The following is a 19,042-nucleotide window of genomic DNA, read 5'->3' on the forward strand; positions in this document are numbered from 1 at the left end:
GCAATTTAGGTCAAATGTTTTTTTTTACCATACCTATGAATAAATAAATTTAATTGAAATAATCAGTCACAACATGTATACTATAACCTGGATATGAAATCGGAAATGAAATACCCATAGTATTTACAAATGAACGGAAATATAAATACTATAGAGAGGAGAAAGAAAGTACAACGTAAACAATTAGAAAAAAACATAGCTGTATTTTATCTGTATGTAGGTTTTGGGGTTCGGCTCATTGCTCCAATCGTCGTCTTATTTTTGTTGCAAAAAGGCATTAATTTAACACAGATTATGTTACTTCAATCAATTAATGCTGTGAGTATCGTGTTATTAGAGGTGCCTACAGGTGCTATAGCTGATGTTGTTGGAAGAAAGTTTAGTCTAATGCTATCAAGCATTATGTTGGTAGCAGGATTAGCTATGTATGTTTTGACGCATCATTTCTATGCATTTGTTATGGCAGAGATTATGTTTGGCTTTGGACTGAGTTTTAAATCTGGAGCAGATAGTGCCCTTTTATATGATACACTTAAAGCATTAAAACGAGAAGATGCGTATGCCTCCATTCAAGGAAAAGCTCAGTTTTATGCGTTTCTATTACAGTCGCTAGGGTCAATTATGATAGGTTATCTGTACACGGTAGATGTCAATTTGCCTTATATGGTATCCATTGTATTGATAAGTATCTCGGGAGTAGCCACACTATTTTTCACAGAGGTACATAAACACCAAGTGAAAGAAAGACCTCATTACTTGCGACACATAAAATCAAGTGCCATAACCGTTAAGAATCATCACCAAATTAGAGCCATTATGCTATACTCCGTTTTTATTTATGGGATATGGCGGATTGGATTCTGGTATTTTCAACCTTACATGAAAGCAGTACATGTGGATGCCAAGTATTTTGGTCTTTTATTTGCTATTTTTAACGTTGCTGCCGCCATGGGTTCAAGGAAAGTCCATCTCATTACGCGGAGATTGAAAGAAAAATCATTACTGTTTTTGGGTGCATTGTTCGTGGGTTCATTTTTTTTAATGGGTATGACCAGATTATATGTGGGTGTCGTTTTTATCGCCATACAAGAATTTGCTAGAGGCATTAGAAGACCAATCCTTTTAAACTATCTTAATGAGCATATTACAACAGATAAAAGGGCAACGATCATCTCTTTTACAAGCCTCTGTGAGAATCTTGTGGTGGCTTTATTATATCCTTTTGTTGGCGTCTTAATGGACCAATTGGATATTGTGCAGCTCCATACATATACAGGAATCGTTGCACTGATAGGTACCATTGTTTTGTATAAACACTTAAGCAATAGGCTAAAGGACTTTATGTAGTTGTCTATACTCACTAGGTGTGATACCTTCTAAGATTTTAAACTTCCTAATAAATGGATATCTGGTATTAAAACCAATTTTTTTAGATATATCATTAATACTAATGTTAGTGGATTTTAAGTAATCTTTTGCCTTTTCTATCCGTAAGGAAGAGATATAGTCTTGATAGGACACACCTAATGTCTTTTTGATATATTTGGACATGTAGTTAGCTGATTTACCATAATATTCAGCAATGGCATCCAAATAGATATCTTCTGTATAATGTGCATCCAGGTAAGCCTTAAGGTTTTTGATATCTTTAGCAGCACATTCTTTGTTATGAATCAAAATGGTTCTTAAATACACGTTTTTAACATACGTGTAAAGTTTATCGATGTGTAATTCACCTAGTTGAGAACTGATGTTTATGTAATCTTCTCCCATGATATCATAAATATTATGATTTCTTCTGTTGATTACCCTTAATGTGGTGTTGTAAAGACGGAGATAGAGCTCTTTGAGTGCATGGCAGGAGATGTTTTCTTTTAGATTTCTATCCAAAATCATATCATATTGCTGCATAACCATTGCTTCATCACCTTGTAACAAGTAATTTATTAAGTGATTTTCTTCTTCTATGGTATAACGACTAAAGTTGTTGGTATTGTCCGTGGGATTATAGGTGCGAATCATTGATTTTGTGAGATACGTAATCTGTGAACTTGCCTCCAATGCTTCTTTATAAGATTTTTTTAGACCATTAAGATTAGAGTACATTAAGCCAACACCACTATGGACGATAAGTAAGTTGTTAGCTATATCCAATGCGTCATGATATTTAAATATACTTTCTGTAATCTTTTTCTTATCCAATTCATGGGGTAAGTTCAATATAACGCATATTTGATTGGCCGCTGGTGAAAAAATATAACGATGTTCAAGGGCTGAAAAGGATTCATTAGCAATAAGTAAACTTCCTTGACAAATGGCATTAAATTCTGCTTTTGTGTGTAATTCATAAAAGCTCTTGTTAAAGTTTAATACAGAATAAATGACCATAAAGTTTTTATTGGGGAAGTTAAAATCATATTGTGCTAAAAAATCGACCACTTCCTCTTCATTTAAAATTTCACTATCTTCAAAAAGGCTGACAAGATACCTTTCACAAACATAGGGGATGGCTAGGTTAAGATCAGCTTTCAATTTAACTATTTCACTAAGAATGGATTGAAAACTATGATTAAGGAAATCAAGATCATTCTTTATGGTGGTATCAGAATCACTGCTGAATTGTTCCTTTAATCTTAGGGTAACGCTATGAATAGGAGCATAAATCTTACTGCTTAGCTTAAAACTAAGGAAGGTAAGAAGAACGAGTCCAATGGAAAAGATAATGAGAGCTAGAATAAGAATGGACCATGATTCTCTCCATAAATCAGAGTAAGGTGTTATGGCACATACAGTATGGTGGAACATAGGGCTATTATAGGTCACAATTAAGTATCTTTTTCCATTGATGTGGATAATATCTCTCGCTTTTTCTTGATTATCTTGTGCTAATTGGATTAAGGCATCTTCAGAGAGAGGCAAATGAGGTTCTGCATCCGTAATGCTTAATATAAAATCTTGAGTAAAGTGGAATAAAATAGAGTTATCCGAAAGCTTTGTTTCGTTTAGAAGACTTTCAAAGTAGGATGCTTCAAGGTTAACGATAACGGGATCTGTATAAATCCTGTTGTCAGCACTAAATTGCATAATGGGAATGACTTTCGTTTTGACTTTCGTCACATTATTCGTTACGATACTTGGTGGTAGAAGCCTGTATCTTTCTCTTATCCCTTCAACATTCAACCAGTAATCTGTATCATATTTATCATAATCCATTAAAACATGGAAAAATTCTTCAATCCTACCAGTTCCAAAATTAGTAAGAACCAGATCATCTTCTTCGGAAATCACAATAATGGAATGAATAAATGATTTTGTTCGTTTAAACGTACTTAATGCATGCATTGAATTTGTTAACACCGTTAAATCATCGTTTTTAAAAGACCATCGTGTGGTTAGAATTTCCCGTAAGTCTTCAGTTGTGTTAAACATGGCAGTGGTATAATGAATTTCTTCAACAATGGTGTTTAAAGTTTCTGAAAGGTTTTTAAGTTCATGAGCGTATTGTTCTTTGGTTTTTTCTTGTAAGATGTTCAGATAATATGTGTTTGTAAAAAGGAGAAAAATAAAGGCACCAAAGATAGCAGTTATAAAATAGAAAAAAATGGTATAGAAAAGGCTGTTTTTCTTGAATGATTTAAACATGACATACCTCCTTTTAATATATTCATTATAAAAGCTTGAAAATCCATGGTCAATGTTAAATAATCTGCTTTTTGTAGCAATATGTGATTTGTTATCCATTTCTACTATGTTGTAAAAATACACATTATTTTTTTCATAAATTACAACATGTTCCTATTTTTATAAATCACGTAGTGAAATAGTTGCTACAAGAAGAAGAATTTATAACTTTACCGTTAAAATTTGTGATGTTATGTTAAATATATCATTCAATGCAGGTCATAAAAGTCACGATAGAAGGGATGTTAAGATTTGGAAACAGTCAAACTTTATAGTAAGAAAAAAAGAAAGGTTCCATTTAAGCAGATTAAAAGAGATTATAGGCTATATCTGTTACTCATTCTTCCTGTTATTTATTTTGCCATATTCAAATATGCACCCATGTATGGTATTACAATAGCTTTTAAACGTTTTCAACCTGGTGGGGGAATGTTATCAGGTGAATGGGTTGGTTTATTGTATTTTAAAAAGTTAGTTCAAGATCCTACTTTTTGGAATGTGTTTAAAAACACGTTTATTTTAAGTTTCTCAGCACTTGTAATAGGGTTCCCTATACCCATTATATTTGCATTGTTACTTAATGAAGTGAGAAATAATAAGCAAAAAAGGTTTATTCAGACGGTTACCTATTTACCAAGATTTTTATCCACAGTCGTTGTTGTATCCATGCTATTCAATCTACTATCACCATCAACAGGTATCGTTAATGAGATTATAAAATTCTTTGGTGGTGAGCCAATCTTCTTTATGAATGAAGCCAGCTGGTTTAGAACAGTCTATATTGCATCCGATATATGGCAATTCATGGGATGGAACGCCATATTATATATTGCTGCATTAGCAGGAGTTGATCCGAATCTGTATGAAGCCGCACGTATAGATGGGGCTAATCACTGGCATCAAGTGGTTCATGTAACGATACCCGGTATTATGCCAACGATTGTCATCACTTTAATTCTTGCTGTTGGTAATACGTTGAACTTAGGTTTTGAAAAAGTTCTTCTTATGTATAACCCCAAAATATATGAAACAGCAGATATCTTACAGACGTATATCTATCGATTAGGTCTTGCATCCCAGATACCAAGGTTCTCCAGCGCAACTGCTGCAGGATTATTCCAAGCGGTCATTTGTTTAGTATTATTATGGACGACGAATCAACTTGCAAGAAAAAATACAGATTATAGTTTGTGGTAGGAGGCTGAAATGAGTAGAATATTTAACTATAAGAATTTTTTAAGATTAAATCATGTCATTATGTTTGTCCTTGTTCTTTTGACATTATTTCCATTTCTATATATGCTGGCTGTATCATTTAGTAGTTCAAGAGCCGTCATGGCATCAGAAGTTTTTTTATTGCCAAAAGATTTCAATCTTGTTGCATATAGCCATGTATTGAAACAGGACCAGTTTTGGATAGGTTATAAAAACACAGTTCTCTATACAGCACTTGGAACATCAATCAGTCTTACTTTAACCATAATGGCTGCTTATCCATTATCGAAAAAAAATTTATATGGTGGTCCGCTAGTGATGAAATTCATGATATTTACCATGTTCTTTTCAGGAGGTTTAATTCCTAACTTCATCTTAATTAGAGACCTAGGTTTATATGATACCATGTGGGCAATGGTGTTGCCTGGTGCAATGAATGCCTACAACGTTATGATCATGAAAACATTTTTCCAAGGTATACCTGATGATCTGAAGAGTGCAGCGAAAATAGATGGTTTAACAGATATTGGGGTCCTCATGCGTGTTGTGCTTCCATTATCAAAACCCATTATTGCAACGATTGGTTTATTTATGGCAGTTTGGCTATGGAATGAGTGGTTTATGTCCTTAATCTATCTAAAATCAGATGTGAAACGACCCGTTGCCATGTATTTGAGAAATATCGTTCTAGGTGCAATGAATACCATTAAATCTGGACAGCAAATGGATCAGCATTCAGCTAAGACCGTACCTGCAACCCTTCAAGCATCCACCATCATGCTTACGAGTATTCCAATTCTATGTGTTTACCCCTTTGTACAAAAGTATTTTGCAAAAGGTATTTTAATAGGATCGGTTAAAGGTTAGTGATGGATGATATAAATGCTATCATGAGTTTAAGTGGATGCCATGGCCAGGCTTCCAGGTGGACTCTTATAGATAGAAGGCTTTACATATTATAGATAATAAAATAGGAGGTAGTGTTATGAGACAAAGTAGTAAGTTACGTAAATGGTTTATAATGCCACTAGTAGTTGTCATGGTAGTATCGTTATTTGTAGGCTGTGGTTCAGGAGGCGAAAAAGAAAGCTCAGACAGCAAAGAAAGTTCATCGTCAGCAGAGAAAAGTGGAGATAAAAATACACAAAAGAATGATGAAGCTTCACCCATGCTTGGTGATCAACCCATAACTGTAACCATGTTATATTCAGATAATTCAAATTACCCAGCACAAAGTGATTGGATGATTCTCACGGAGATCAAAGAACGCTTGAATGTAGATCTTCAACTAGAAACAGTTCCTGAATCGGACTATGTAGCTCGGCGAACAGTTACACTGAATTCAGGTGATTTACCAGATATTATATCCAAGACTTTTGGTCATGATATATCACCTTATATACCAGCTGAATTAATCTTACCCATCAGTGACTATATTGATCAAATGCCTCATTTTAAAGCCTTCATAGAAAAATATGACTACCATGCAGATCTTGACAATGCAAGAGAGGCAAATGGTAAATATTATTTCCTACCTATCAATGCGAATCCACAAAGAACAAACAGCCACGGCTGGATGATTCGAATGGACCAAGTAGAAGAGTATGGTTTAAAAATGCCAACGACCATGGATGAAATCTATGAAGCAGCTAAGGTATGGAAAGAGCACAATCCTGACGACTATCCAATCAGTAATAGATTTACAGCTTCAAACATTTTATCAAAAATAGCACCTGCATTTGACACCATTGGTGGTTGGACATTGGGTAATATGTTCCTCTATGATCAAGCAGCAGATAATTTCTTTTTTGCTCCTGCAACAGAAGCGTATAAAGAGATGCTTTTGTGGACGAATAAGCTGTACGAAGAAGGATTGCTTGACCCTGAGTTCACAACACTTGACTCAACATTATATGAGGAACGTATCAAAAACGGTGAGCAATTTATTATGGTTGACTGGATCGGTAATGAACTTCGCTATAACAGAGATGGTCCTGAGCAGTCCGGTAATCCAGATTATAATGTACAACCCTTCATGCCGCCAAAAGGACCCCGTGGTACATTCTCAGGTGGTAAAATAAATAAGTTTGAACAATCATGGGTTATTAGTGCAGCAGTCGCTGAGCGAGATGACTTTGATTTAGTGCTTCAATTTATTGATTGGTTTTACAGTGATGAAGCAGCAGAGTTAACTTCTTTTGGAAGAGAGGGTGTGGATTTTGAAATCCTTGATAACGGCAGAAAAGAGTTTATGGATTTCGATCTTGATTACACAGCCATTAATGGTGTGCCACAAAACAGTTTAACTGCTCGTAAAGACGATGACCTTTTTAAGTCAAGAAAGACAGATTATGTGATTGACCTCTTTACCCAAATGGATGAAGAAGGCGTATTTTCACCTAAAGACCCTAGTATTACCCTTACAGATTTGGAGAAAGAAGAAGAAGGTTTTTACCGTTCAAGTCTAAATGATTATGTTCTTCAAAAAACAGAAGAATTCATCTTTGGCGTTGAATCCTTTGATAACTGGGACGCATTTGTAGCTGAATGTGAAGCTAAAGGAAGCGGCGATTTAGACGTTTTATATAACACAGCTTATGATAGACAAAAATAATCATGTATGCTTATATAGACAGACATAAGTGTTCTAGATGAGTTAATTGTGGTTTTTAAAGTTTGCAGTATGTAAGCATGTAATTAAAATCCATTAGAGCTTATAAACCTTTGAATAAAGGCTTATAAGCTTTATTTTGTGAACACAAAAAGAGATTACACTAACAATAAATCAGAAAAACTCGAACATTAATAAAGAAAATCAAAACAACATTCGGATTTTCTATTGACAATTATTGGGCGCTTTGATAATATAAAGCTATAAAATATATGGAGGTCAAACCATGGAAAAGTTTTTTAAGTTAAAAGAAAACAACACGAATGTAAAGACTGAAGTTATTGCGGGGTTTACGACATTTATGGCTATGGCGTATATCATTGTCGTTAATCCAGGTGTACTCGTAGGATGGGAGAACATGGGAAATCCATTGTTTAATTCTGTTCTTGTAGCAACTTGTATTTCTGCAGCAATTGGTACGCTCATTATGGGACTCTATGCTAAGTTGCCATTTGCACAAGCACCTGGTATGGGGTTGAATGCTTTTTTTGCAATCACCATCATGGGTATTATGGGGTACACATTTAATCAAGGTTTAGCAATTGTTTTCATCTCAGGTTGTATATTCATTTTACTTACTTTGACAGGGCTTAGAGAAAAGATTGTTGATGCCATTCCAGCAAATATTAAATATGCTATCACTGCTGGTATTGGTTTGTTCATTGCACTAATTGGTCTTAAAAATGCAGGTCTACTTGTTATTAGCCCAACAGATGGTTATTTTTTATGTGATTTTAGTAAATATAGCGAAGTAAAACCCGCACTTGTTGCTTTAATCGGACTTGTTATCATTGCTATATTAATGATGTACAAAGTTAGAGGTGCACTACTCTATGGTATTTTAATTGCTACACTTATTGGTATACCTTTTGGTGTAACTGACATTAATTCGTTACAAGGTGCTAGCTGGACACCACCAAGTATCGAGCCAACTTTATTTCAATTAGATTTTGGAGGGCTATTTGCTGATAAAGGAGCATTAGATGCAATCTTAGCTTTAATCATGGTAGTCGTTGCCTTTACACTTGTTGATATGTTTGATACCATCGGTACGTTAGTTGGAACAGCTACCCGTGCTGGTATGGTAGATAAAAATGGTCGTGTTATTCGTATGAACAAAGCTTTAATGGCAGATGCTGTGGCTACAACTGCTGGTGCGTTATTAGGAACATCAACAGTTACTACATATTTAGAAAGTAATACAGGTATCTCAGAAGGTGGTAGAACAGGTTTAACAGCTGTGGTTGTTGCCATTCTATTTGTCTTAGCATTATTCTTATCGCCCATTGCATTACTAATCCCTGGTGCAGCCACTGCTCCAGCACTGATTATTGTGGGTGTATTGATGATTGGTGCCGTTAAGAACATTGATTTTGATGGTATCGATAATGCCCTTCCAGCATTCTTAACAATGGTGATGATGCCTTTCACACAAAGTATTGCAACAGGTATCGCATTTGGATTCATTTCCTTCAGTGCCCTTAAATTATTCAAAGGCAAAGGAAAAGAAGTCCATCCAATTATCTATGTACTGGCAATCCTGTTCATTATAAGATTCATTATCATGCCAGGTTAAGCAACATCTAATCAACCCTATAAAATAACCGCTTATCTAAGTCATTGGATAAGCGGTTTTATGATGCTAATCATTCCATTGATTATGGTGCAAAAACAGTTCTTTTTGACGTAAGATCCGCTCTTGCATTTTTGCTTTGAATGATGGTGGACCAAGTACCTTTAGAACGGGTCCATAGGAGAGTAACAGGATAATTAATTCAGGCTCATCCACATCATAGTAATACAATTTTATCCGACAGGTTCCAGTTTCATCATCATATTCGGTGTTTCTTTCATAATTAGACAAGTGAATAAAACAGCGTTCGAATCCTTGGCGTTCATTGGTTAGCACCATTTCAATGGGTTCCTTTTTTTTATGGGAACTTATGAAGGTATCCATGTCAGTAGGGTATGTAGCATCTTCCATGATAGTCACTTGAAGGATACGTGCCACATTAATTTTACTAAAATAGAGCAGTTTATCCTGATTAATCTGAACCGCATTCAAACGAAATTTATCATCTTTAATGGAATATTCAAGGCGGTGAGGAGCATAGCTGCTCCATTTTGTTACACCTTTTGCATTCAGGTAAGTTATTTGAAGTAACTTTTTATGGGTAATCCCATAGCATATCTTTTGAAAATGTTCTCTGTATAGGCCATCTGAAAAAGGATCACCATCATTGGCTTGACCCACTGTAATAATAGAGTCATCGTCATATAAAGTTTCTGTATCCTCCAAAGCTGTTTCTAGAGATGCCATGTCTTGACTATCAAAGAAGAGGTTAATGCGTTTATCGGATAACATACTTTTTAACCACATTTTTTCTAAATGAGTCATTAACGTGATCGGTTCAGCATCTAATATGGATTGATAACCCTTATGATGTTGAATAAGTAGATGGTAGGAATCCATGGTTTCTTCTAATAATCTGGGTGCCAGGTTATAAAAGGTTTCTTGAAAACCCTTTTCCTGTAGCAGACCACATACTTGTTGTTTGGTTAGGGGTTGTTTATGAGCTTTTTGGAGTATGTCTTGTATCATCTGATAGTAGAGCCCATGAACTTCACTGAATAAATCCATCATTCGCCTCCATACATGTCAATCATCTTTCGAATATCATCTATAAATTTTCGTTCTATAACACCATTGGAGCATTCAAAAGCGATTATACGCCCTATAAAAGTACGTAACCAAGGTATCATTTCGTTAGCATCAATGACAAGAATCTCATAACAAAAGGTGTTGTTCGTCATCTTGTTTAGCTCACCATGTCGACCTTCACGGTGAATGCGATCAATAAGATACTGCTCATGGGCTTCATCAATATGTAGCGTCATTTTAACAGATTCAAGATCCTTTTGATGGTAGATATTGATACCCCAGGTATCCTTACGAAGGGTTGCTAATGTATCTTGATACGCTTGAAAGGCTTTCACAAGATGGCCCCGTGTTACTTTTCGAATATAATCAAGACGATAATTGCTATAGCGTTTTGTATAATAACTATAGGCAGATACATAACGTCGACCGAGACTTACATTTTGAATAATTTTTAATGGTAGAATCTTAAGCTGGAGGACTGTATCTTGTCGTCTATTATAGATATGTATATCCACCCATGTATGGCGTTTTAGGGCAAATAGAAGCTGTAGGAGTATATTGTCATCCAGGGTATGTGCAATGTAAAAATGACGAAAAGAGAAAGTAGCCAAGTCCTTAACGTCTTGTATTTTCTGTTGGATGAAAGTCCCGATGATTCCAACGGGTATTACATTTTGATAATAACCACAAGCCATATAGAGCTTTTTAACTAGGGTTTTAGTCAAGCTTTTTATGGGCGATGTGCCTAGAGCATATACCAATGAGCGCCCTTTTTTTGTGCTTGTTAGGTAGCCCTTCATGGTATATTCTTTTAATTTATTCCGAATGGTCATGGTATCAGGAGGTTTCGTTATATCCACTCGACTCAAATAGCGTTCATAGATCACATCAGATATGGCATTAGCCGATAAGTTCGATTCAGATGATAACGTGTCTAGGATCATAAAGTGAAGCATAATATCGTTACGGGTAAATGATTTGGTCATCCATGTCTTTGAGAGAGGATTCTGTTCCATGTTCTGTGTATCGGATGAGATAAACATGCGTTTTCCACGGGTTGAGTGTTCGGTTCGGATATAATCCCCTAAGTAACTCTCAATGCGCCGCCGCTCGTTGTCATAACTTCGGCTGCTGTTATAAGCATAGTCGTTTCGACTTTTATAGCCGTATATTAAAAAATCCCTTATGTAATGGCGTATACGTTCGTGGTTCTTCACCAGTTCATTAAATCCTGCCATTTCCATTCCTCCAAATAAAGCGTATCATTTCATGCTGTTTTTATATGTTAACATGATATGTTAAACCATGACAGCAGGTTAGCGGATGTAGTTGTGTATTAAAAATGTTAGCATTCCTTATATCCGCTTGTCAAGTTCGCAACTTTTTTTTAATGATAATGTCATACTGTCGTGGTAGGATAGGTGCATAAGAAATAAATATGAACTATCGCTATGCTAAGACGTAAAGGTCTTGCGGTGCCCGGTCAATGACTAAGGGTATGCCAGATGATGGGACATGATGAGTTGAATGAGAGGTGTTGTACCTTGATGGTCATTCAAACCAAAATGGCAGCACGTGTATGTGTGGGGTTCGAATCCCCAAGATATTGCAATAAAAGTATTGCATCTTGACATGTTAATCTGTTATATCCCATGTGTCCATGAGCAACATCCATGGATACACTAGTATCGCGCTTGCAATTAAGGGGATACCGTATACTCAACACGCATATCCATGATTCTTCAATCATCATAAGTGACAGGTATGATGACGCTGGGTTACCGATAGACGTGTTGGCATACTTAACCGTGGTTCCGTGACGATTCTAGGGGATTAACAGCCATTAGCATCATAAGAAAGGGGAAAAAAGATGAAAATATTGATTAAAATTAATGAAAGAGGACTTTTATTTAAAGATGGTAATTATGAGAAATGTCTTAAGGCACGGTCCTATTTTTATATGCCTTTTCACAAATATGAGGTTGTCGTTATGGATATTAATAAGCCATTTATACCGAAAGGATATGCCATTGATACGTTTTTAGAGGATGAAGCATTGTTAGAAGAATTGGATATTGTCAATGTAGAACATAATCAGTTAGTTGTTCATTACTGTGAAGGACGTTTAAAAGGTGTTTTATCAACTGGGAAATATGCATTCTGGCATGTCCATCACCACAATGAATTTCAAGTCATTGATTTCAAGAAAACAGAGATAGGTGAGGATTTTGATAAAACACTATTAAAGCACTCTCAGTTAAGAGGCAAATACTTAGAAGTACATATTGCACCTTATGAGCAGGGCATCTTGCTATATGATCATAAAATGCAGAAAACCTTACAGCCAGGACGGTATTTCTATTGGACTGTTTTCAAAGATGTTGAGGTAAGGAAAGTGGATTTACGAAAGACTCAGGTTGATATGGTGGGACAGGAGATTATGACAGCAGATAAAGTCACCCTGCGGATTAATTTTGTTTGTGGCTATCGGATTACCAATATACATAAAGTAATCATGGAGATACAGGATATCTATAACCAAATCTATTTGTTTCTGCAATTGGTCCTAAGAGAATATGTGGGCACCCTTAAGTTAGATGATTTGTTAAGAGTAAAGCATGAGATTGGAGATTATGTCCTTCAACGTCTAAAGGAAAAAGAAGGAGAGTTAGGGATCGAATATCTAGACGCAGGGGTAAAAGATGTCATTCTTCCAGGAGACATTAAAGATATTCTTAATACGGTGTTAATTGCAGAAAAGAAAGCTCAAGCCAAGGTCATAACAAGGCGTGAGGAAATTGCGTCCACAAGAAGCTTGCTGAATACAGCTAAACTTATGGATGAGAATAAGACGCTATATAAACTAAAAGAGCTTGAACATATGGAAAAGATATGCGATAAAATCGGCCATTTATCCGTTTCAGGAGGTGCTAACATGATGGAGATGTTAACCGAAGCTTTCATTAAATAGTATTTAGACAAAAACTTGCAAAATTGTTCATGTAAAAAGCCAAGTATACAGAATTTACCTCCTGAAACCGAATGATTATTATTAGAATAAGATTAATGTTCGGCAAATCATATTGACTTTTGATGAAGGCTTTGATAAAATAAACAGGTAAATAAGATGACGATTCTGTATGACTGGCGGAAGTGGGAGTACCCACAGGGAGTACAGAAATAAAAATGCCGACCGCCTGGGCAACAGTGACTAAATAAAGTCTGTGTGCTCAGGCGGTCTTTTTATTGAGACCCTGGCCCATAGAATATTCTTAGTCCAAGGAATGAGACTTGTATGTCCATTCGAGTACATAGAAGAAAGGGTTGGTTCCATGAAACAGTGGTGTCATTTTACAGAAGGTCCTTGGCAAAAGGAAATCAATGTACGTGATTTTATTCAACGTCATTATACACCTTATGAAGGTGATGAGGGTTTTCTAGCAGAAGCAACACCAAGGACGAAGTGTCTTTTAGAGAAGTTTCAGGTGATTAAAGCCGAAGAGCTAAAAAAGGGTGTATTAGCCATTGATACGAAGACGGTATCCTCTTTACTTACATTTAAGGCTGGCTATTTGGATGAAGAACTGGAATTAATCAAAGGTATACAGACCGATAAGCCCCTTAAACGAGCCATTAATCCATTTGGCGGTATACGCATGACCAGAAGTGCATGTAAAGCTTACGGTTATGAGCTGAGTCAAAAGGTGGAAGAGGAATTTACCTACCGAACAACCCATAATGATGGGGTGTTTAGGGTATATTCTGATGAGATGAAATTAGTGCGAAAAACAGGCATTATTACGGGACTGCCAGATGCTTATGGCAGAGGTCGTATTATTGGTGATTATCGACGAGTAGCCCTGTATGGCGTGGATTATCTGATTCAACAGAAAGAAAAGGATATGAAAGTCTATCAACACAAAGTCATGACAGAAGATAACATTCGTTTATTAGAGGAAGTGTATCGCCAGATTGACTTTTTAGGTAAATTAAAAGAAATGGCGGCCATGTATGGTGACGATATTTCAGAACCGGCAGCCAATGCAAGAGAAGCCATTCAATGGACTTATTATGGTTACTTAGGGGCAATTAAGGAACAAAATGGTGCCGCTATGTCCCTTGGACGCATCAGTACATTTATTGATATCTACATGGAGAGGGATATACAAGCAGGTACATTGACGGAAGAGGGAGCCCAAGAACTCATTGATGATTTGGTTCTTAAGCTTCGTATGGCAAGACAATTGCGAACACCTGAATACAACGAATTATTTGCTGGTGATCCCATGTGGATTACGGAAGTGATTGGTGGTATGGGTGAAGATGGTAGAACACTTGTCACCAAGAGCTCCTATCGTTTTATGCATACACTCTATACCTTAGGACCAGCACCTGAACCCAATATTACCATTTTGTGGTCCAAAGACTTGCCTGACAGTTTTAAAGCGTATTGTGCCAGGGTATCCATTGATACAGATTCCATACAATATGAAAACGATGACCTTATGCGGACAAGGTATGGGGATGATTATGGGATTGCATGTTGTGTATCTGCCATGAAAATTGGGAAGCAGATGCAGTTTTTTGGCGCACGATGCAACCTGCCAAAAGTTCTGTTGATGGCCCTTAACGGGGGTAAGGATGAGCTATCGGGTATCCAAGTGGGACCGGAGCTTCCACCCATTGAAGGTTCTGTGCTAGATTATCAACAAGTAGTAGAACGGTTGGATATCTATATGAAATGGTTAGGTGGCTTATATGTCAATACCATGAATGTGATTCATTACATGCATGATAAATACGCCTATGAAAAGTTACAGATGGCATTACACGATACAGAAGTGGAACGTACCATGGCATTTGGTATGGCAGGGTTATCTGTAACAGCAGATTCACTAAGTGCCATAAAATATGCAACAGTCATGCCTGTTCGAGATGAACAAGGATTAATTATAGATTATAACATACAGGGTAATTATCCTAAATTTGGTAATGACGATGACCGGGTGGATGCGATTGCTAATGGGTTGACCTCCCAATTAATCAATCAGTTGAAACAACATAAAACTTACAGAAATTCTACCCCGTCATTGTCAATTCTAACCATAACCTCCAACGTGGTTTATGGTAAGAAAACAGGGGCAACACCTGATGGAAGAAAACATGGTGAGCCTTTTGCACCTGGTGCAAATCCCATGCATAATCGGGATGAAAAAGGTGCTTTAGCCTCACTGCATTCTGTGGCTAAGATACCCTATGATTGCTGTAGGGACGGTATATCTTGTACATTCTCTATTCGTCCAGGAGCCCTTGGGAAAAGTGAAAGTGATCGTATTAAAAATCTAGTGAGCATACTCGATGGCTATTTCTTACACAATGCCCATCATATAAATGTAAATGTGCTTGACCGTGAGAAGTTAATGGACGCCATGGAACACCCAGACAAATACCCAAACTTAACGATACGGGTATCGGGTTATGCTGTTCATTTTAATCGACTTAGTAGAGAACAGCAAGAAGAAGTTATACGACGAACGTTTCACAACAAATGTTAAGGATTAATCATAGATTTTATAGAAGGGAAAGATAAAATGATGAAAAGAGCATTAATTAGTGTATCTGATAAAACAGGTATCGTCGAATTTGCAAAACAGCTTGTAGACTTAGGTGTGGAAATCATTTCTACAGGGGGGACAGCTAAGAAATTGACAGAGGCTGGTGTTGACGTCATAGGCATTTCAGATGTTACAGGTTTTCCTGAATGTCTGGATGGACGAGTTAAAACGTTGCATCCTAATATTCATGCTGGTTTATTAGCCATGAGAAGCAATGATAAACATATGCAGCAGTTAGAAGAATTACAAATCACGCCCATTGATTTGGTGGTTGTTAATCTCTATCCTTTCAAACAAACCATTCTAAAAGAAGATGTCACCAGAGAAGAGGCCATTGAAAACATCGATATTGGTGGACCGACCATGCTTCGTTCAGCCGCTAAAAACTTCCAAGATGTTGCGGTGGTGGTTGACCCAGAAGATTATCATACAGTATTAGAAGAAGTAGCAGCTCATCAACAAGTGTCTGATGAGACCAAGTTCTATCTGTGTTCAAAAGTGTTTGAACACACAGCGCATTATGATACTTTAATCGCTCATTATATGCGAGAGCAAAGACAAGCAACAGACTTACCAGAGGTAATGAGCATGTCTTTTGAAAAGGTACAAGATATGCGCTATGGAGAAAACCCTCATCAGAAAGCCGCTTTTTATAAAGAAGTGAGCAACACGAAAGGCTGTTTAACCAATGCAGAGCAATTACATGGGAAAGCATTATCCTTCAATAATATTAATGATACCAATGGTGCCCTTGAGTTATTAAAAGAATTTGACGAACCAACGGTAGTGGCTTGCAAACATGCTAACCCATGTGGTGTTGGCAGTGCAGATAGTATCTATGATGCCTATGTAAAAGCCTATAAAGCTGACCCTGTATCCATTTATGGGGGTATTGTGGTAGCTAATCGTGAGATTGATGCTCCTACGGCAGAAGAGATTAACAAGATATTTGTTGAGATTGTCGTAGCACCTTCTTACACGCAAGATGCTTTAGCTATACTTAAAAAGAAGAAAAATATTCGGGTGCTGACATTAGATAACATTATGCAGAAGCAGCCTGACACAGCTTATGATCTTAAAAAAGTCAGCGGTGGTTTATTGGTTCAAACCGTTAACCATGCTTTGTTACCAGAACATATAGAAGTGGTCACCAAAACACAACCAACCAAAGAACAGATGGAAGATTTAAAATTTGCTTGGAAAGTTGTGAAACATGTTAAGTCTAATGGTATTGCCATTGGTAAAGATAAGATGTCAATGGGTGTTGGCCCTGGACAGGTAAACCGTATATGGGCATGCAAACAAGCCATTGACCATGCAGTTGAACACCTAGGGGAAGATGCTCTAAAAGGAGCAAGTCTCGCATCAGATGCTTTCTTCCCATTTACTGATTGTGTTGAAGAAGCAGCAAAAGCAGGTATCTCTTGTATTATCCAGCCAGGCGGTTCTATTCGGGACAAAGCATCCATTGAAGCTTGTGATAAACATGGAATAGCTATGGTATTTACAGGTATGCGTCATTTTAAACATTAGACAAGTATCATAGATTTTTTCGTAAAAGACTGTTTCATATGGCTATGGGACAGTCCTTTTGTATTCAAAACACTATCTAAGAAAGTATATGGCACTTAGGAGGACAGTGGGTGTACTTTATTATCCTGTAAAATGGTTTTTGCTCTTTTAATAAATAGAGGTATTAAAATAAGTGTCATCACACCTCCAATGGTTTCCGATAGAGGTTGTGCAGACAGTGCATGAACCATACCAAAATTTTTGAATAAAAAGAGTAAGGGTAGAAACAGCACAACTTGTTGTAGTGTAAACAGGATTGTTGCTGTTTTTTCCATACCTATTGGCTGCATGGCGTACAGCACCACATTGGTGGTGAAGATAAAGGGGGCAGTTAATCCGTAAATAAGCGCTGGATAGTGAATCAAATTCATCACCCTTATTGAATCTGTAAATAGGCTAACAACCCATGAACTGTTCAAGACGAGGATGAGATTAAGCACACTTACGATGACAAATACCACCATTGCGGATTGCTTGAGGATGGTGAAGAAACGTTTTTTATGTTGAGCACCCACACTATAGCCAAGCATCACAACAGCAACACCCATAATACCTCCTGCTATAGAACTGCTGATGGTAAACACATAACCTGTAATGGTTTGAACACTTAGAGCAGCAGAACCAAAACTGGCAACCACTTTACTCTCAATGCCCATGGTTACAGATAACAAAAGCATGGATAGAAAAATAGGAAATCCCAATCGAAAGACTTCTTTAAAATAGGCTTTGGAAAAGTGGCATAATTTGTAGTTAAATGATAAGATCATCTTATCGGAACGTATATACATGATTAACATGATAATTTGCAGTAATTGAGCAGCTAAGGTTCCAAGAGCTGCCCCCATGACACCTACTCTTAATACCACAATGAGTACATAGTTAATGATCACATTTAGAATTAATTGGATGAGTGTGGTCATGAGCAGGAACTTCGTTTTTCCTTCGGTATAAATCATTTTGCCAAGAATAATCACAAGCATGAATATGGGCATACCTAGACTTAGTACCTTCAAATAAATATTAGCAAAAGACTGTACGCCTTGTGTCACGCGAAATAACCCCGTAATATGTGGGATTAGAAAATAAAAGACAATACCCATCATGGCGCTGATGATCAATGTCATTATTACCGTATTGGTAAAATACATGTTTGCTTTTTCTATTTTTTTTGCACCTAAAAACCGACTAATGGCCATGGATGCACCTTCTGAAAAAAGTGTTGATAAAGCGACCATGACTAACATAATAGGCAAGACAATAGCCATGGACGATACCGCATCACTTCCAAAATAGTTTCCCATAAAAATAGCATCAATAAAACTGTTCAGTTCATCAAGTAGAGCCATAAACACAGCTGGTACACCTAAACGAAACAATAATGTTAAAGGTTTTTCTGTGAGCATGTTATCAATGTTGGTTAAAGGGGTTACGTCATTCTTCATTTTATTCACCTCGCGTTCATGTTGTATACCTATCCGTCATGAATTAGCCTATTGTCTATCATACATGTTAGAGCAGGTCTAAGGTCAAGCCCATAATTCTTAATATTTTCTTAATGAACGAAAAAAAGAACCCTTCAATCCAATTAGCTGGAAAACCTGTTGGCACAGGGTCACATACTAAGTG

At 36.8% G+C, this 19,042-nt stretch carries 12 protein-coding genes and 1 riboswitch; of the genes, 8 read left to right on the forward strand and 4 right to left on the reverse strand.

Going from position 1 to position 19,042, the window contains the following annotated elements; all coding sequences use genetic code 11:
• Positions 1–129: 129 nt before the first annotated feature.
• Positions 130–1,347, forward strand: coding sequence for an MFS transporter (locus tag HZI73_RS10905; protein WP_212698260.1), 1,218 nt, complete (start codon positions 130–132; stop codon positions 1,345–1,347).
• Here HZI73_RS10905 and HZI73_RS10910 read toward each other — a convergent pair.
• Positions 1,330–3,642: a helix-turn-helix domain-containing protein gene (locus HZI73_RS10910; protein WP_212698261.1), complete on the reverse strand. Its 2,313-nt coding sequence runs from the start codon at positions 3,640–3,642 to the stop codon at positions 1,330–1,332. The two genes, HZI73_RS10905 and HZI73_RS10910, sit on opposite strands and share 18 nt — an antisense overlap.
• A 291-nt stretch (positions 3,643–3,933) precedes the next feature.
• Between HZI73_RS10910 and HZI73_RS10915 the strand changes: the two genes are divergently transcribed.
• The 4 genes from HZI73_RS10915 (at position 3,934) to HZI73_RS10930 (ending at position 9,143) form a co-directional block, all read left to right on the forward strand.
• A complete protein-coding gene (locus HZI73_RS10915; protein ID WP_246552460.1) occupies positions 3,934–4,878 on the forward strand; it encodes an ABC transporter permease in 945 nt (314 codons plus the stop codon).
• Between the two features lie 9 nt (positions 4,879–4,887).
• On the forward strand, positions 4,888–5,763 hold the full coding sequence (locus HZI73_RS10920; protein WP_212698262.1) for a carbohydrate ABC transporter permease: 876 nt from the start codon (positions 4,888–4,890) through the stop codon (positions 5,761–5,763).
• Between the two features lie 118 nt (positions 5,764–5,881).
• Complete coding sequence (locus HZI73_RS10925) at positions 5,882–7,510, forward strand: extracellular solute-binding protein (protein ID WP_212698263.1); 1,629 nt, start codon at positions 5,882–5,884, stop codon at positions 7,508–7,510.
• Between the two features lie 283 nt (positions 7,511–7,793).
• Positions 7,794–9,143: an NCS2 family permease gene (locus HZI73_RS10930; RefSeq protein WP_212698264.1), complete on the forward strand. Its 1,350-nt coding sequence runs from the start codon at positions 7,794–7,796 to the stop codon at positions 9,141–9,143.
• 66 nt (positions 9,144–9,209) lie between these two features.
• Here the strand turns inward: HZI73_RS10930 and HZI73_RS10935 are convergent, their stop codons facing one another.
• Both HZI73_RS10935 and HZI73_RS10940 read right to left on the reverse strand, forming a co-directional pair.
• On the reverse strand, positions 9,210–10,211 hold the full coding sequence (locus HZI73_RS10935) for a WYL domain-containing protein (protein ID WP_212698265.1): 1,002 nt from the start codon (positions 10,209–10,211) through the stop codon (positions 9,210–9,212).
• Positions 10,208–11,467 carry a WYL domain-containing protein gene (locus HZI73_RS10940; protein ID WP_212698266.1) on the reverse strand — a complete coding sequence of 420 codons (1,260 nt, stop codon included), beginning with the start codon at positions 11,465–11,467 and terminating at the stop codon, positions 10,208–10,210. Before HZI73_RS10940 ends, HZI73_RS10935 begins: the two co-directional genes overlap by 4 nt.
• 632 nt (positions 11,468–12,099) lie before the next feature.
• On the opposite strand from HZI73_RS10940, the gene HZI73_RS10945 reads away from it, so the two are divergent.
• From HZI73_RS10945 to purH, 3 genes are all read left to right on the forward strand, one after another.
• Positions 12,100–13,200: a slipin family protein gene (locus tag HZI73_RS10945; RefSeq protein ID WP_212698267.1), complete on the forward strand. Its 1,101-nt coding sequence runs from the start codon at positions 12,100–12,102 to the stop codon at positions 13,198–13,200.
• Positions 13,201–13,359: 159 nt separating this feature from the next.
• Positions 13,360–13,439, forward strand: a riboswitch (ZMP/ZTP riboswitch).
• Positions 13,440–13,561: 122 nt separating this feature from the next.
• The gene (gene pflB, locus HZI73_RS10950) at positions 13,562–15,784 is read left to right on the forward strand and encodes a formate C-acetyltransferase (RefSeq protein ID WP_212698268.1); all 2,223 of its coding nucleotides are present in this window, start codon (positions 13,562–13,564) and stop codon (positions 15,782–15,784) included.
• A 36-nt stretch (positions 15,785–15,820) separates the two neighbouring features.
• Entirely contained in the window at positions 15,821–17,377 is a 1,557-nt protein-coding gene (purH, locus tag HZI73_RS10955) for a bifunctional phosphoribosylaminoimidazolecarboxamide formyltransferase/IMP cyclohydrolase (protein ID WP_212698269.1), read from the forward strand.
• Positions 17,378–17,472: 95 nt separating this feature from the next.
• Here the strand turns inward: purH and HZI73_RS10960 are convergent, their stop codons facing one another.
• Positions 17,473–18,858: an MATE family efflux transporter gene (locus tag HZI73_RS10960; RefSeq protein ID WP_212698270.1), complete on the reverse strand. Its 1,386-nt coding sequence runs from the start codon at positions 18,856–18,858 to the stop codon at positions 17,473–17,475.
• Between the last annotated feature and the right edge of the window lie 184 nt (positions 18,859–19,042).

It is taken from the genome of Vallitalea pronyensis (assembly GCF_018141445.1).
GTDB lineage: Bacteria > Bacillota > Clostridia > Lachnospirales > Vallitaleaceae > Vallitalea > Vallitalea pronyensis.

Coding starts and splice junctions, on each gene's coding strand:
- HZI73_RS10905 (WP_212698260.1), top strand. CDS start 130: ATGAACGGAAATATAAATACTATAGAGAGGAGAAAGAAAGTACAACGT.
- HZI73_RS10910 (WP_212698261.1), bottom strand. CDS start 3,642: ATGTTTAAATCATTCAAGAAAAACAGCCTTTTCTATACCATTTTTTTC.
- HZI73_RS10920 (WP_212698262.1), top strand. CDS start 4,888: ATGAGTAGAATATTTAACTATAAGAATTTTTTAAGATTAAATCATGTC.
- HZI73_RS10925 (WP_212698263.1), top strand. CDS start 5,882: ATGAGACAAAGTAGTAAGTTACGTAAATGGTTTATAATGCCACTAGTA.
- HZI73_RS10930 (WP_212698264.1), top strand. CDS start 7,794: ATGGAAAAGTTTTTTAAGTTAAAAGAAAACAACACGAATGTAAAGACT.
- HZI73_RS10935 (WP_212698265.1), bottom strand. CDS start 10,211: ATGATGGATTTATTCAGTGAAGTTCATGGGCTCTACTATCAGATGATA.
- HZI73_RS10940 (WP_212698266.1), bottom strand. CDS start 11,467: ATGGCAGGATTTAATGAACTGGTGAAGAACCACGAACGTATACGCCAT.
- HZI73_RS10945 (WP_212698267.1), top strand. CDS start 12,100: ATGAAAATATTGATTAAAATTAATGAAAGAGGACTTTTATTTAAAGAT.
- pflB (WP_212698268.1), top strand. CDS start 13,562: ATGAAACAGTGGTGTCATTTTACAGAAGGTCCTTGGCAAAAGGAAATC.
- purH (WP_212698269.1), top strand. CDS start 15,821: ATGATGAAAAGAGCATTAATTAGTGTATCTGATAAAACAGGTATCGTC.
- HZI73_RS10960 (WP_212698270.1), bottom strand. CDS start 18,858: ATGAAGAATGACGTAACCCCTTTAACCAACATTGATAACATGCTCACA.